The organism is Paenibacillus sp. ALE3 (assembly GCF_054113405.1).
In genome coordinates, this window is record NZ_CM134214.1 from 1,880,743 (window position 1) to 1,895,421 (window position 14,679).

At 45.0% G+C, this 14,679-nt stretch carries 15 protein-coding genes; all 15 read left to right on the top strand.

Features of this window, described 5'->3' with window-relative positions; genetic code table 11:
* Positions 1 to 18: 18 nt before the first annotated feature.
* The 15 genes from ACXHJ2_RS08400 (at position 19) to ACXHJ2_RS08470 (ending at position 14,677) form a co-directional block, all read left to right on the top strand.
* The gene (locus tag ACXHJ2_RS08400) at positions 19 to 633 is read left to right on the top strand and encodes a genetic competence negative regulator (protein ID WP_013371706.1); all 615 of its coding nucleotides are present in this window, start codon (positions 19 to 21) and stop codon (positions 631 to 633) included.
* An 84-nt stretch (positions 634 to 717) separates the two neighbouring features.
* Positions 718 to 1,413 carry a glutamic-type intramembrane protease PrsW gene (gene prsW, locus ACXHJ2_RS08405; RefSeq protein ID WP_058711101.1) on the top strand — a complete coding sequence of 232 codons (696 nt, stop codon included), beginning with the start codon at positions 718 to 720 and terminating at the stop codon, positions 1,411 to 1,413.
* 263 nt (positions 1,414 to 1,676) lie between these two features.
* A complete protein-coding gene (gene ypeB / locus ACXHJ2_RS08410) occupies positions 1,677 to 3,062 on the top strand; it encodes a germination protein YpeB (protein ID WP_165082333.1) in 1,386 nt (461 codons plus the stop codon).
* A 165-nt stretch (positions 3,063 to 3,227) separates the two neighbouring features.
* Positions 3,228 to 3,887: a flagellar brake protein gene (locus ACXHJ2_RS08415; RefSeq protein ID WP_165082335.1), complete on the top strand. Its 660-nt coding sequence runs from the start codon at positions 3,228 to 3,230 to the stop codon at positions 3,885 to 3,887.
* Between the two features lie 129 nt (positions 3,888 to 4,016).
* A complete protein-coding gene (cmk, locus tag ACXHJ2_RS08420) occupies positions 4,017 to 4,724 on the top strand; it encodes a (d)CMP kinase (RefSeq protein ID WP_040103475.1) in 708 nt (235 codons plus the stop codon).
* Positions 4,721 to 5,314: a lysophospholipid acyltransferase family protein gene (locus tag ACXHJ2_RS08425; RefSeq protein ID WP_165082337.1), complete on the top strand. Its 594-nt coding sequence runs from the start codon at positions 4,721 to 4,723 to the stop codon at positions 5,312 to 5,314. The genes cmk and ACXHJ2_RS08425 overlap by 4 nt, the downstream gene beginning before the upstream one ends.
* 118 nt (positions 5,315 to 5,432) lie before the next feature.
* The gene (gene rpsA, locus ACXHJ2_RS08430) at positions 5,433 to 6,659 is read left to right on the top strand and encodes a 30S ribosomal protein S1 (RefSeq protein ID WP_013371699.1); all 1,227 of its coding nucleotides are present in this window, start codon (positions 5,433 to 5,435) and stop codon (positions 6,657 to 6,659) included.
* Positions 6,660 to 6,806: 147 nt separating this feature from the next.
* The gene (gene der, locus ACXHJ2_RS08435; RefSeq protein WP_013371698.1) at positions 6,807 to 8,129 is read left to right on the top strand and encodes a ribosome biogenesis GTPase Der; all 1,323 of its coding nucleotides are present in this window, start codon (positions 6,807 to 6,809) and stop codon (positions 8,127 to 8,129) included.
* 11 nt (positions 8,130 to 8,140) lie between these two features.
* Positions 8,141 to 8,749, top strand: coding sequence for a glycerol-3-phosphate 1-O-acyltransferase PlsY (gene plsY, locus ACXHJ2_RS08440; RefSeq protein WP_016822223.1), 609 nt, complete (start codon positions 8,141 to 8,143; stop codon positions 8,747 to 8,749).
* Positions 8,742 to 9,782, top strand: coding sequence for an NAD(P)H-dependent glycerol-3-phosphate dehydrogenase (locus ACXHJ2_RS08445; protein WP_013371696.1), 1,041 nt, complete (start codon positions 8,742 to 8,744; stop codon positions 9,780 to 9,782). Before plsY ends, ACXHJ2_RS08445 begins: the two co-directional genes overlap by 8 nt.
* Positions 9,783 to 9,948: 166 nt before the next feature.
* The gene (locus ACXHJ2_RS08450; RefSeq protein WP_013371695.1) at positions 9,949 to 10,224 is read left to right on the top strand and encodes a stage VI sporulation protein F; all 276 of its coding nucleotides are present in this window, start codon (positions 9,949 to 9,951) and stop codon (positions 10,222 to 10,224) included.
* 177 nt (positions 10,225 to 10,401) lie between these two features.
* Entirely contained in the window at positions 10,402 to 11,052 is a 651-nt protein-coding gene (locus ACXHJ2_RS08455) for a hypothetical protein (protein ID WP_025675648.1), read from the top strand.
* Positions 11,053 to 11,094: 42 nt separating this feature from the next.
* The gene (locus tag ACXHJ2_RS08460) at positions 11,095 to 11,445 is read left to right on the top strand and encodes a 2Fe-2S iron-sulfur cluster-binding protein (RefSeq protein ID WP_013371691.1); all 351 of its coding nucleotides are present in this window, start codon (positions 11,095 to 11,097) and stop codon (positions 11,443 to 11,445) included.
* Between the two features lie 422 nt (positions 11,446 to 11,867).
* Positions 11,868 to 13,346, top strand: a complete 1,479-nt coding sequence (spoIVA, locus tag ACXHJ2_RS08465) for a stage IV sporulation protein A (protein WP_013371689.1) — start codon at positions 11,868 to 11,870, stop codon at positions 13,344 to 13,346.
* 215 nt (positions 13,347 to 13,561) lie between these two features.
* Positions 13,562 to 14,677, top strand: a complete 1,116-nt coding sequence (locus ACXHJ2_RS08470) for a sugar ABC transporter substrate-binding protein (protein WP_165082339.1) — start codon at positions 13,562 to 13,564, stop codon at positions 14,675 to 14,677.
* Positions 14,678 to 14,679: the final 2 nt, after the last annotated feature.

Below are 14,679 nucleotides of genomic sequence, written 5' to 3' on the forward strand. Positions count from 1 at the left end.
CCAGGAGGAGGGTCCAGTATGAAAATAGAAAGATTAAGTCAGGACAAGATACGGATTTTCCTTACCTTTGACGATTTGAGCGAACGGGGTATCCAAAAGGATGATATGTGGCAAGAAATTCCAAGGGTTCATGAGCTGTTTACTGAAATGATGGATCAGGCATACAGCGAACTGGGCTTCGATGCCACGGGACCGTTAGCTGTTGAAGTCTTTGCGCTTCCTGCTCAGGGAATGGTTGTTATCGTCACTCGGGGAAAATACGATCACCAGCAGTACGGTTCGGGTCCCGATGAGGAGCTTCCAGAGGAAGTCTACGAAATGGAAGTCACAATGGAGCACAGTGATTCCATCGTTTACGCGTTTAGCGATTTCGAAGTACTCATAGAAGCGGCTCATATGCTCCGCAGCAACACTACGGAAGCAGGTAAGCTGTATCATTATAGAGGAAAATGGATTTTGCATTTGGAGCCAGAAGAAGTAGAAGAGTCCAAGCTTGCAGCCTTAATCGCGATTTTGGCTGAATTTGGAGAAGGTTCATCCGTAACACCAGCTATGCTGGAAGAGTATGGAAAGTTGGTCATTCCTGAACAGGCAGTTGCTGTCATCTGCACCCATTTTGACAGCCGTTCTTGATTTGGTTTAGAAAGTGATAATGAAGTTAATTTGTCGGCTCTGCGCTGAAAGCAGGGCCGACTCATTTTTATGGAGGGATGATCGGTGCTTCTGTTTTCTGTTTTAGCGGCAGCTACAGCGCCGGGTCTCGCCTTATTGATGTACTTTTACTTAAAGGATCGCTATGATTCGGAGCCCCTGCACATGGTTATTAAAGTATTTTTGCTCGGTTTTTTAGTGGTGCTACCGGTTATGATTTTTCAACGTGGGCTATTGCTTTGGCTAGGAGATGACACTTTAATTCAGGTGTTCGGTATTTCCGCTGGAGTGGAAGAGTTTTTTAAATGGTTCCTGCTGTATCACATCATCTATAACCATACGGAGTTCGACGAGCCTTATGATGGGATATTGTATGCAGCTGCAGTCTCACTCGGGTTTGCCACGGTTGAAAATCTGCTATATGCCTGGGCGGGGCATGCTTCGATCAGCATGATGTTAATGAGATCATTGCTACCGGTATCCGGTCATGCGATGTTTGGCGTTATGATGGGCTACTATATGGGGAAAGCCAAGTTTTCGGTAGACCTGAAGAGTAAATATATGCTGCTTCTGTCATTAGTGCTTCCATGGTTTTGGCACGGAGTATATGATTTAATTTTAACGAAATTTTCACACGACTGGATATGGTTTATCATTCCACTGATGGCATTTCTATGGTATGGAGGGATGGCAAAAATCAGTCGAGCGAATAATCGTTCTCCTTTTCGAATGTTAAAACGGGAAGAAAAGGTTAATATGTAACGAAATGGGACACACTGATCTGACAAACCTGTTAGAGAAAGAGGTGTCTTTTTTGCGTATAAAAGTAAGAATTCATTGTAAAAGATGCGGAGAACGCTTTGTGCTGAGAGGGCGAATGGAGCAAGGGCAGATTCAGACCGGCTTTAAACGCTGCATTTGCGATAACTGTGAGTTTATTGTTGAAGTCATGGAAAACCATGCATAAGAGAGCTTTCTTCTTGTCACACTATCGGTAGTGTATTTGAAGAAAGGAGACTCCCAATATGTATAAGCGACTTAGTGCCGTATTGTTCCCGGTGGTTACCCTGATTATGATAGGAGCATTTGTGTGGGGTTATCAGCAAAGCCAGATGAGAAGAGAGGTGTCTTCTCAGGCAAATAGAATGTCAATTAAAGCGGAAAATCAATACCAGCGTGCGTTTCACGATTTGTCGTTTCATATGGATCAGCTGCATTCCCAACTCGGTAACGCGGTTGCTGTCCATACTACTTCACACGCGATGCACCGCAAATGCTTGATGAACGTGTGGAGAATTGCAAGTGAAGCCCAAAATGAGGTTAATCAGTTGCCTCTCAATGTAATGCCTTTTAATCATGCTAAAGATTTGCTGTCACATCTATCTGCATTTTCGTATCAAACCGCTGTTCGTGATCTGGATCACGAGCCTTTAAACGAGAAAGAAATTTCGAATCTGAAAACGTTATATAACAATTCCAAAGAAATTTCGAAAAACATGCATGAGGTGCAGCAAAAGGTCATTAGCAAAAACTTGCGTTGGATGGATGTCGATATGGCGGCAGGTTCTCAAACTGGACCGAAGGATAACACCATTATTGATGGCTTCAAAACCGTGGACAAAAAAGTAGAGAACTACAAAGAACTGGATTGGGGACCGTCTGTTGCGAGCATCTATGATAAGCGCTCAGTGAAAAAGTTGAGTCTCCCGGCGGTGGATGCTGGACAAATTAAGCGGAATGCCGCTGAATTTACAGGAAAACCAGAAAGTCAGATTCGTGTGAACGAAAATGGTAAAGGAACAGAATGGGCGTCTTATACGGCTACGTTGTTAAATAAGCAGCAGCCTGTGGCCACGATGGATTTTACGAAAAAGGGCGGCAAGCTCATTTCTTATCATGACATGAGATCAGTAGGTCCTAAAAAAGCAACTCGTAATGAAGCGGTTCGCTATGCAAGTGATTATCTTGAACAAAGGGGCTACAAAGGAATGAAGCCCGTAGCATATGATGAAAGCGGGAATTTAGCTAACATTACATTTGCGAGCCAACAAGGGGATGTGATTATCTATCCAGAAAAAATCACAGTCAGATCAGGCTTAGATAACGGACAAGTGATTGGTTTTCAATGCAGCGATTATGTATATGAGCACAGTCACCTCCGTCGTATTCCTCAGGCAAAACTGAATTTGAATGAAGCACGAGCGAAGTTGAATCCTGAGTTTCGTGAAACCTACCACCGCAAAGCACTAATTGAAAATGAACTGTCGAATGAAGTTCTGTGCTATGAATTTGGCGGTAAAATTAACGGTTCCATTTATCGAATTTACATTAACGCGAACACGGGAATGGAAGAAACGATTGAACAAGTAAAAGATTCAGATGAAGCACAAGTTACGGCAAGTAATGCCTAGTTGATTATACTGAAATGAATCTATAGTCACTCTAAGCCTCCTTTATTAAGGAGGTTTTTTGTGCTTTAGTCATGGTTCTAGCAAATATAATGCTTAATATAGGCACAAAGTCGTGGTATTATATACCTTAATTATAGTCTTGAATGGACAAGGATGGTGAATCGTTTGTTTCCAAAAATTAATGATGTGTTATACATACAACTTGCCGGTACCGATCAGAAGGAGGAATCTTTTGAATATAAGTCGCGTATTGCGGAAGAGGACTCACAGAACTTTCTAATTGAAATTCCCATGTCACAAACAAGCGGACACTTGAAAAAGCTGTTTCTTGGGGAAGAGCTGTCTATATTTTTTATGAGTGAGGGTGGAATTAAAAACTATTTTAATACTCACGTTACGGGCTTTAAAGATGACGTCCTCCGGATGGTTCGTATTCACAAGCCTGCTCCGGACAGCATCAGCAAAATTCAGCGTCGAAACTTTCTTAGAGTAAAGGCCAACTTGGAAATTGCGGTTAAGCATGGTGCAAACGAATCTAGATTTGTAGCAGAGACGCATGATGTGGGAGGTGGAGGCGTATCTTTTCAGACTCAGGGCTCACATCATCTTGAAGAAGGAGAATCATTGTCTTGCTGGATTTTGGTTCCATATAAAAACGGCACTCAAGAGCATGTTCCGTTCCAATCTGAAATTGTACGCATTCAGCAGATGGAAAATGGCCGCGAACTCATTATGCTGAAATATGAGAAAATCGCTGATCAGGAGCGCCAAAAACTGATTAAATATTGTTTTGAAAGACAGTTGGAGTTCCGGGGGAAATCGTAATCATGCGAAGCTTTTCTTTTTTAGTAAACCTGTCGCTTATTTTGCATCGCCTATAAATGTGTGGTATAATTTTCACGTCGCAGGCAATGCCTGCTTTTTTCTTGAGGTTAGGTTAGGAGGAATTCCCTGTTGGCAAGGCAACATGCATCTTCAATTAACAAAATAAATGTAGCCATTGATGGTCCTGCTGGCGCAGGGAAAAGTACAGTGGCCCGCCTGGTGGCGAAAGCACTTTCCTATGTATATGTAGATACCGGAGCCATGTATCGAGCAGCAACGTGGTACATGATGTGCAAAGAAATTCCTGCAGAAAATGTACAAAAAGTGCTTCAGCATGTACCTGAGCTGGTGATTGAATTAGTACCGGACCCCACAGGCCAAAAGGTTTATTGTAACGGGGAAGATGTAACCACTGTGATTCGTTCGATGGAAGTGACTAGCAATGTGTCACAGTATTCGAGTATTGCTGGTTTACGTACACGCTTGACCGAAAACCAGCGTGAAATGGCTGCGCGTAAGGGTGTCGTTATGGACGGACGCGATATTGGAACAACTGTGCTTCCCGATGCGGAAGTTAAAGTGTTCATGACCGCAAGTGTTCAGGAACGTGCCTCACGTCGTTTTAAAGAACTGAGCGAAACTGATGATATCACTCTGGAACAGCTTGAACGTGACATTGCGGCACGTGATAAGTTTGATGAGGAGAGGGAGGTATCCCCGCTTCGTTGCAGTGAGGACGCCATTGTGCTTGATACGACCCATATGGGCATTCAGGATGTCGTTGATACGATCGTATCTTATTGCTTAACGGAGAAGGATGGAGAGATCAGCCAATGATATATACTGTATGCGCCAGTATTTTGCGTCTTATTTACCGCGTTCTGTTTAGGCTTGAGGCGGTAGGCAGGGAAAATGTTCCTGCTGAGGGTGGAGTGCTGTTGTGTTCTAATCATATTAGTAATCTTGACCCTCCTACAGTGGGCATTTTGCTGAAGCGAAAGGTTCACTTTATGGCCAAAGCAGAGCTGTTTAATGTTCCTGTGCTGGGACCACTGATCGACAAACTGGGAGCTTTTCCAGTCAAACGTGGTGGTGTGAGTAAGGAATCCATTAAGCTGGCATTGAACATTTTGCGTGACGGTAAGGTTATGGGGATTTTTCCCGAAGGCTCCAGAGGAGCTGGGGGAATTGGTAAAAAGGGTGCTGCCAGTTTTGCACTGCGTAGTGGAGCGGCTGCCGTTCCGGTCGCCATTATTGGTGATTACAAGCTTTTCCGTAAAACGAAAGTGATATACGGTAAACCTGTTAATTTGGACGCTTACCAAAAGGGTGCCGATGTCGAAGGAGATCCTCTTGAACTGGCAACAGAAGCAATTATGTCACGTATTCGCACAATGAAGGAAACTGGTAAGCCTACGAATGATTGAAAGGCTTGCATGAATTGTGTCTAAGCTTGGAAAACTAGAGCAAAAATGTATTTTGTTTTGAACTCTGCTATGCGCAGGTTTAAATAAATGGTTTTTTTGAATTGAGGAGGGTATTGACATGTCGGAAGAAATTAAAAATCAAGAAGCTGCTGAAGCGGCAAATCAAGACGAGCTCGATCAAATCGTTTCCCTGAAAAAAGGTGACACCGTTAAGGGTACAATTGTGAAATTGGAAGATAACCAAGCGGTAGTAAGCATTGGATATAAATACGATGGAGTTATTCCAATTCGCGAATTGTCTTCTGGTCTGGATAATGCAGAAGAAGCAGTACAAGTAGGCCAAGAGGTTGAAGCTAGAATTATCAGCATCGACGACGGCAAGGAAAAACTTGTTCTGTCCAAACGTGCAATCGACAGTGAAAATGCTTGGGAAAAGTTGGAGCAACTGTTCGAAAGCAAAGAAGTATTTGAAGTTGTTGTGAATGATGTTGTTAAAGGCGGCATCGTAGTAGACGTGGGTCTGCGCGGATTCATCCCTGCATCCATGGTAGAACGCCATTTTGTTGAAGATTTCAGTGATTACAAAGGCCGCACATTGCGTGTTGTTGTAAAAGAACTGGATCGTGAAAACAACAAAGTGATCCTTTCCCAAAAAGACGTTCTGGAAGCAGAATTCGAAGCTAACAAGCTTAAAGTAATGGCTGAGCTGAAAGAAGGACAAGAAATCGTTGGTACGGTTCAACGTCTTACTCAGTTTGGTGCTTTCGTAGATGTTGGCGGAGTGGACGGTCTGGTTCACGTATCTGAAATTGCTTGGACTCATGTTGATAAGCCTTCTGACGCTGTTTCCGAAGGAGATCAAGTGAAAGTAAAAGTCTTGAAAGTAGATCCTGAAAAAGGAAAAATCAGCCTGAGCATGAAAGCTGCACAGCCTGGTCCTTGGGAATCGGCTGCTGGACAATTCAATAACAATGACATCGTAACTGGTGTTGTTAAACGTTTGGTTAACTTCGGTGCATTCGTTGAGATTGCTCCTGGTGTGGAAGGTTTGGTTCATATTTCTCAAATTTCCCACAAACACATTGGTACTCCACAAGAAGTTCTGGAAGAAGGACAAGAAGTTAAAGTTAAAATTCTTGAAATGAATCCTTCTGAAAAACGTGTTAGCCTGAGCATTAAAGAAACTGAGGAAGCTCCTGAAGCCGCTCCAAAAGCAGAAAGAGCACCACGTGCATCTCGCGCGCCTCGTGAGGAACTGAATAATCCTAACGTTTCCCTCAACAATTCCGGACTGAGCATTACGCTTGGCGAGCGTTTTGGCGATAAGCTGAACAAATTTAAATGAGTTTAAATCAATACATTTTATTATAAGCATAACGTACACCATCGGCGGACCCAGAGGGTTCGCCGATTGTTGTTACGTCACTATATCGCCAATAGGTATGTTTTTTGCTATGATGATAGCGGAAGAATTGACAGGAGGAGTGAATTTATGGCAAGACCCGTTGTGGCTATCGTTGGTCGTCCGAATGTGGGTAAGTCCACGATTTTTAATCGGATTATCGGGGATCGTTTGTCCATCGTGGAAGATAAACCGGGAATCACTCGTGACCGTATTTACGGTATATCGGAGTGGAATGGTAAATCCTTCAGTATTATTGACACCGGCGGCATTGAGATTGATGGTGAGGATGTTATCTTGAAGTCCATCCGTATGCAGGCCGAACTTGCAATAGAAGAAGCAGATGTTATTGTGTTCATGAGCGATGCAAAAGCAGGAATAACGCAAGCGGATGAAGAGGTAGCTCAAATGCTATATCGTTCGGGTAAACCGATCATCGTAGCAGTAAACAAGGTGGACAACCTCAGTCGCGCCGATCTGATCTATGAGTTTTATTCTTATGGATTTGGTGACCCAATTGCTGTTTCTGGTAGTCATGGCACAGGGATCGGTGATTTGTTGGATGCAATTACGTCCAATTTACCTGAGCTAGAAGAAGATCATTATGACGAAGACGTTATACGTGTCGCTTTGATCGGACGTCCGAATGTAGGTAAATCTTCACTCGTTAATGCCATTCTAGGTGAAGAACGGGTTATCGTCAGTGACATTGCAGGCACAACACGTGATGCAATTGATACGCCTTTTGAAAAAGACGGACAAAAGTATGTACTGATTGATACGGCAGGTATGCGCAAACGTGGTAAAGTATACGAAACGACAGAAAAATATAGTGTAATGCGTGCGATGCGTGCCATTGAGCGTGCAGATGTTGTACTGGTCGTTATTAACGGCGAGGAAGGCATCATTGAGCAGGATAAACACATTGCTGGCTATGCTTATGAAGCGGGTAAAGCCTCGTTGTTTGTCGTTAATAAATGGGATGTCGTAGATAAAGACGATAAAACGATGCACCAGTTTGAGACGAAAATCCGTGACCACTTTCTGTTCATGACCTATGCTCCGATTGTGTTCTTATCTGCAAAGACAAAGCAACGTCTGCAAAAGTTGCTTCCAGTTGTGCAGCATGTGGCACAGCAGCATGTCATGCGTATTCAGACACATCTGCTGAATGATGTCATTTCCGACGCGGTTGCCATCAATCCACCACCAACAGACAAGGGCCGTCGTCTGCGTATTAACTATGTGACTCAGGTTGCTGTTAAACCGCCTACGATGGTTGTATTCGTAAATGATCCAGAGATAATGCACTTCTCTTACGAGCGTTATCTGGAGAACAAAATTCGCGCCGCCTTTAATTTTGAAGGAACTCCAATTCGTATATTTACCCGGCGCAAGTCTGACGAAAGTTAGGAGCGAATAGGTTGATTTTACAGATCGTTGCCATCGTACTCAGTTACTTGCTTGGCTCTGTCAGCTTTAGTTTGCTGTATGGAAAATTAAAAGGAATCGACATTCGCCAGCATGGAAGCGGCAATGCCGGTGCGACGAATACGCTGCGCGTGCTTGGAAAAGGCCCGGCTATTCTGGTACTGCTGCTGGACGTACTTAAAGGGGTTATTGCGGTGCTGATAGGGCACTGGTTGGGTGGTGAATCATCCTGGTTACCGGGTTTGTGTGGCATTGCGGCGATTGCGGGCCATAACTGGCCGGTATATTTTCACTTTCGCGGAGGCAAAGGGATTGCGACTGCCATTGGTGTACTGGCATCGCTTGCCTTGCTGCCGGCATTATATGCCGGAATCATTGCGATACTTGCCATCGTAATAACGCGGTATGTATCCCTGGGATCGCTAATTTTTGTTATTTTGACCCCTTGGATATTACTCGTACTTGGTTTTGCTTGGCCGTTATTTTGGACGGCTCTAATCATTTGCCTGTTTGCTGTGTGGAGACACCGTACTAATATAGTCAAGTTGGCACGGGGAAATGAGAATAAGCTTGGCTCCAAAGGAGGAGATCGTCTTGTCTGAGAAAATAGCTGTGCTGGTGGCAGGTAGTTGGGGAACAGCCCTAGCTTCCGTACTTGCGACCAATAACAACGATGTCTCTGTCTGGACGAGAAGCGAACAGCAAGCTGCTGAGATCAATGAGAAGCATACGAATGAGCACTATTTACCAGGCTCTATTTTGTCTGATCGCATTTCAGCTACAACGGATATGCAGACTGCGGTATCTGGAGCAAAAGCGGTGATCATCGTATCTCCTTCGTCTGCCGCTCGGCAGGTTGCACGTAGTCTGAAAGCTCATTTCACCAAGGATATGCTGGTAGTACATGCCATTAAGGGCTTTGAAACAGAGACACTTAAGCGTATGTCCACGGTGATCTCGGAAGAGCTGGAAATCGCGGAGGACGATATTGCCGTGCTATCAGGCCCGAGTCATGCGGAGGAAGTGGTGAAGAAATGTCCTACAACGGTTGTTGTAGCTTCTTCCAATGAGAAGGCAGCACAGGCTGCTCAGGGGCTGTTCATGAACTCCTATTTCCGCGTCTATACAAACCGGGATTTGCTCGGTGTCGAACTGTCCGGTGCTTTAAAAAACATTATCGCACTGGGTGCGGGAATGTCGGATGGACTTGGCTTCGGTGATAATGCTAAAGCGGCTTTGTTGACCCGTGGATTGGCTGAGATTACCCGTGCCGGAGTTGAGATGGGGGCTAATCCATTAACCTTTGCCGGACTTGCGGGTATAGGTGATTTAGTTGTGACGGCAACGAGTCGTCACAGCCGCAACTGGCGTGCAGGGTCATTATTGGGACAGGGCCAACAGCTTGATGCCGTACTGGAATCTATGGGTATGGTCGTAGAGGGAATTCGTACGACAAAAGCAGCATACGCTATCTCACAAAAATTAGGTGTTCAAATGCCTATTACAGAGGTGCTGTATGGAGTGTTGTTTGAAGGACGTGACGTCCGCAAAGCTGTTGAGGCATTAATGGGTCGCGATCCGAAAACCGAGATGGAAGTCATGCCGCTTCAAACTTGGGAGCAATGGCATTCATAAGAGTACAGAGGAGCTTCTAAAGTATAAAGGTTGTCTCATGAGTAGATTTTTCTACGATGAGATAGCCTTTTTTAGTTAGGCGTTTGGCATGTCTTTTGTATGCTTAATCACCTTTTGTCTCCGTCACTCATAGACTGAGTTGAGCAATGGCGGAGGAGGGGAGATTGTGAGTAAAAACTTTCCGAAAGATGCATTGAAGGCCATTAACAAAAAAGGCGGCAAAAACATATCCGAAAATGCAGTGAAAAAGCTGGCAGGCACGGTAAAGCCGGACACGCTTCAAAGTGAAACACAGTTGCGTCAGCTTATAAAACAGGTGTCTGCGATGGCTAACATTCCGGTATCGGAAGATACAGTCAGGGATATTGTCGGAGCCGTCAAAAAGAGTGGAATGAATCCTTCCAATATGGAAGCGTTAATGAAAATGATGATGAAAAAATAAAACGCTGGCCGCACGATGGTTCGTTTTTTTTACCGTGAACTGGGAAGGTTCGCGGTTTTTTTATATTTTGAGGCAGGAAAGTACTATTCCAGTACACAAAATGTCGAACTGCCATGTCGAACATGTTATAATGATGCCCATCAGGAAACGGGAGGAAAGACAGCAAAGGAGGAAACGATGTTGAAGGAGGCAATATCATCAGTGTTAGTGGACAGGCTTCCTCATGATCTGGCAGTTGCGCTGGGTAGCTTGACTGAGAGCTGGTCAGCGGTGTCGGTTCCATGGATGCTGGGGGGGAGCTGTGCACTACTTGTGCAAGAAGTTGAATTGGATCGTCTGCCTCGGGACATTGATATTTATGCGGATATTCATGCAGCAAAGCTGTTACACGCGCACTCGCCGGGTGTGAGTATAGACCAACAGCAGGTTGATCGTAGCGGATCTTACGTTTCGTTGCTAAGCCACTATGAGCTGAAGGGATTTCCAGTCGAATTGGTGGGAGGATTTGAGGTTTTATGTGATGGAGCTTTATACCGCTTAGAGGTCGAGCGCCTACTCTGGTCGGCTGGGATACAGCTTGATCTGGAAAATACCTCATTGCGTTTGATGCCTCTCAGCCACGAGTTGCTATTCAATCTGTTGCGAAATCGCCCCGACCGCTATCAAGCGATTGCAAATGTCATGAAGCGAGACCCGCAACGACACATAGGGATACTAAAACAGCTATTGGTCAGTAACATTTGGAATAAGGAGCAGTTGGGCAAGCTTGGAGAGCTTCTCCCTTGGCCAGAACTTCACTCCTTCATCCGAATGAGTAATGAAATATAAGTTGCGTGCGTATTAAGAGGAAAGGTGAATGGAGGACCGTTCATGAATGTGCAGATTACGTTCAAGCCGTCAGGCAGGTGCGTACAGGTCAGTCGGGGTACGTCATTGCTCCAGGCTGCCCGTAAAGCAGGTGTGTATATTCCCACACGTTGTGATGGAAAAGCAGCCTGTCTGATGTGTAAGGTAGAGATAGCACCGGAACGGGCTGAGCTTGCAGGTCGCCCTAATGATGCAGAGCAGCGTAAGCTGGGGCCTTTACTGAATGAAGGAATACGTTTATCCTGTCAGGCCCGAGCTCAGGGTGATATGGAGGTAACCATACCGGAGGATAGGCTCAAGGCAGCTATTAGACGGCAACTGGAGCGTCAGGGGCTGGATGACGAACTGTGGTAATATCGATTATATCAGTAGAACAAAAAACAAAGGATATTTCTCGACGGCTAGAAACGGTCAGAGAAATATCCTTTTTTTATTTAAGTCTAGCAACAAAGTCATGGGGAAATCTTGCTGTGCATATATTAAGTGAGTGGACCCAAACGTAAAATATCTTTCTGCATTGATCACTGTAACGTAATCTATTTTTAAAAAACTAAACATATTTTACGGAGGGGATACATATGATGGTATCAGTCCAAATGCATGTACGAGTTTACGCCGTTTCGCCGATTCCATCAGTCTCCTGAATCTCGGCGGCGGACGACTTCCGGGCATTTTAAAGGCTGTTCTGCCGCATCTGGGATCAAGCAGTTGGTTGAACACGAAGCGGATGCTCTTTAAGCATTTTTCCTTCGGAGACTTTTGAGGAGGGGATTTCATTGGAGAAAGTGGACATTTTTAAAGACATTGCCGAACGCACCGGAGGAGACATCTATCTTGGGGTCGTCGGCGCAGTCCGAACAGGAAAATCAACGTTTATCAAGCGGTTTATGGAAACGATTGTACTGCCCAACATTACGAGTGAGGCGGACCGTGCCCGTGCCGTAGACGAGTTGCCGCAAAGTGCGGCAGGGAAGACGATCATGACGACGGAACCTAAATTCGTACCGAATAATGCCGTCCAGATCAAAGTAACGGAAGGACTGGACGTGAATGTACGTCTGGTTGACTGTGTAGGATACGCAGTAGAAGGTGCAAAAGGATACGAGGATGAAAATGGTCCAAGAATGATCTCTACACCATGGTTTGAAGAACCCATTCCTTTTCAGGAAGCGGCAGAAATTGGTACACGTAAGGTTATTCAAGAGCATTCAACACTCGGTGTGGTCGTCACCACAGACGGCACCATTGCTGAAATCCCGCGTAGCTCTTATGTAGAGTCGGAGGAACGCGTCATTGAAGAGTTGAAGGAAGTTGGCAAGCCATTTGTTCTGGTTATCAACTCCACGCATCCACGCAGTGATGAAACACTTCAACTCCGCAGTGAACTGGCTGCCAAGTACGATATTCCAGTCATGACACTTAGCGCGGCAACCATGACGGAAGATGATGTTACGGGTGTACTTCGTGAAGTATTGTATGAATTCCCGGTGCATGAGGTGAATGTGAACCTGCCGAGCTGGGTTATGGTATTGAACGAAAATCACTGGTTGCGTAGCAACTATGAAAATTCCGTTCGTGATACGGTTAAAGATATTCGACGCCTGCGTGATGTAGATCGAGTCGTCGGCCAGTTTATGGAGTATGAGTTCATCGACAGGGCCGGATTAAGCGGAATGAATATGGGGCAGGGCGTCGCGGAAATCGATTTGTATGCGCCTGATGAGCTGTATGACCAGATTTTGGTTGAAGTCGTCGGGGTAGAGATTCGCGGCAAGGATCATTTGTTGCAAATGATGCAGGATTTTGCCCACGCTAAACGTGAATATGACCGCTTTGCCGAGGCTCTGGAAATGGTTAAGACAACAGGATATGGTATTGCTGCTCCATCACTGGCTGAGATGGCACTGGACGAACCGCAGTTGATTCGACAGGGTACAAGATTTGGAGTGAGGCTTAAAGCGACAGCCCCTTCCATTCACATGATCCGTGTCGATGTGGAATCAGAATTTGCTCCGATTATCGGAACAGAGAAGCAGAGTGAGGAACTCGTACGTTACCTGATGCAGGATTTTGAGAATGATCCAATCAAAATTTGGGAATCAGACATTTTCGGACGTTCGCTGCATTCCATTGTGCGTGAAGGTATTCAAGGCAAGATTGCCATGATGCCGGACAATGCACGCTATAAGCTGCAGGAAACGCTGGGTCGCATTATCAATGAAGGTTCTGGTGGTCTTATTGCTATAATTCTTTAAGGCTAATCCATAACCAAAAATGTGTAAGTGAAATACCGTAGAGGGCTGCTGACTGCTCTTTGCGGTATTTTTTTATGGGATTTGTAGTTTTTTGCCATGAGAGATCGTGAATTTTTCTATATTTAATAAAACCTATTTACATACTTGGTTTAACGCGATATATTAAGTATCAAATTTGAAACATATTAGTGGATGGAACGAGGGGGAAACAAATCATGTATATCCAAAAAGGGCTCCAAGAAAACAAGAAGCTAGGGCTGGGAGCCATTATGCTACTGGTGCTGATTCTGCTGGTCACAGCATGTGGCGCGCCTAAAACAGAGAGCGGCGCTCAAGGGACAAGCACTGCAGGAACGAATACAGGGGACGGAAAAACAGATAGTTCGAATCTAAAGGGTAAACGGGTTGCTTTGATCATGGAGTTTAACACAGGTACGTTTTCGCAGCAGTATGTTCAAGGTGTGGAAGATGAGGTTAAGAAATTTGGCGGTACGCTGACCAAGTTTGTTGCAAATAACGATAAGGCAAAAATGGCTTCCTTGCTAGATAGTGCAATTAATCAGCAGTTTGATGTTATTTTGACTGATCACGGTGACGCATTGCTGGAGCCAGGACTTAAAAAAGCAATTTCCCGCAATATTCCGGTTATCGTGTTCGATGCTGCGGTCAATGTTCCGGGCGCGGTAGTGCTTTCACAGGATGATCAAAGCATGGCGGAACTGACGTTGGAGCAAATGAAAAAGGACATCGGTGGCAAAGGAAATATTGTGAAAGTATGGGTTGCAGGGTTTGCGCCAATGGAGCGCCGTCAGGTTGCTTATGATGCATTTTTGAAATCCAATCCAGATATTAAAGAGATTGCAACTTTTGGTTCGGCTCAGAATCCTGCTTTGGATACGCAAGCCAAAATGGAAGCTGTGCTAAAGCAATATCCTAAGGGCGAAATTACGGCAGTTTGGGCGGCTTGGGATGAATTTGCCAAAGGTGCAGCTCGGGCGATACAACAAGCTGGGCGTACGGAAATTAAAGTTTACGGGATTGATATGAGTGATGAAGATTTGCAAATGATTCAGGACCCGAAAAACCCGTGGGTGGCTTCAGCAGCCGTAGATCCAACAGATATTGGACGTGTACAAGTGCGCTATGCATACCAAAAGTTGCATGGGGATCACCCTGAGGAGAAAGTTGTGCTGAAGGCAGTATATGTGCAGCGCGAAGAGTTGCCAGATAAGCAAATTTCCACATCCGAGTTGTCTCAATATGTGAAAGGATGGGGCAAGAGTGAGCAGGGTTACAAAGATTGGATGAAGGAATATGAAACGTCCAAATAAAT

Excerpts from the sequence above, each read along its gene's own strand:
- rpsA (WP_013371699.1), top strand. The coding sequence starts at position 5,433 with ATGTCGGAAGAAATTAAAAATCAAGAAGCTGCTGAAGCGGCAAATCAA.
- ACXHJ2_RS08425 (WP_165082337.1), top strand. The coding sequence starts at position 4,721 with ATGATATATACTGTATGCGCCAGTATTTTGCGTCTTATTTACCGCGTT.
- ACXHJ2_RS08455 (WP_025675648.1), top strand. The coding sequence starts at position 10,402 with ATGTTGAAGGAGGCAATATCATCAGTGTTAGTGGACAGGCTTCCTCAT.
- ACXHJ2_RS08400 (WP_013371706.1), top strand. The coding sequence starts at position 19 with ATGAAAATAGAAAGATTAAGTCAGGACAAGATACGGATTTTCCTTACC.
- ACXHJ2_RS08460 (WP_013371691.1), top strand. The coding sequence starts at position 11,095 with ATGAATGTGCAGATTACGTTCAAGCCGTCAGGCAGGTGCGTACAGGTC.
- ypeB (WP_165082333.1), top strand. The coding sequence starts at position 1,677 with ATGTATAAGCGACTTAGTGCCGTATTGTTCCCGGTGGTTACCCTGATT.
- der (WP_013371698.1), top strand. The coding sequence starts at position 6,807 with ATGGCAAGACCCGTTGTGGCTATCGTTGGTCGTCCGAATGTGGGTAAG.
- ACXHJ2_RS08470 (WP_165082339.1), top strand. The coding sequence starts at position 13,562 with ATGTATATCCAAAAAGGGCTCCAAGAAAACAAGAAGCTAGGGCTGGGA.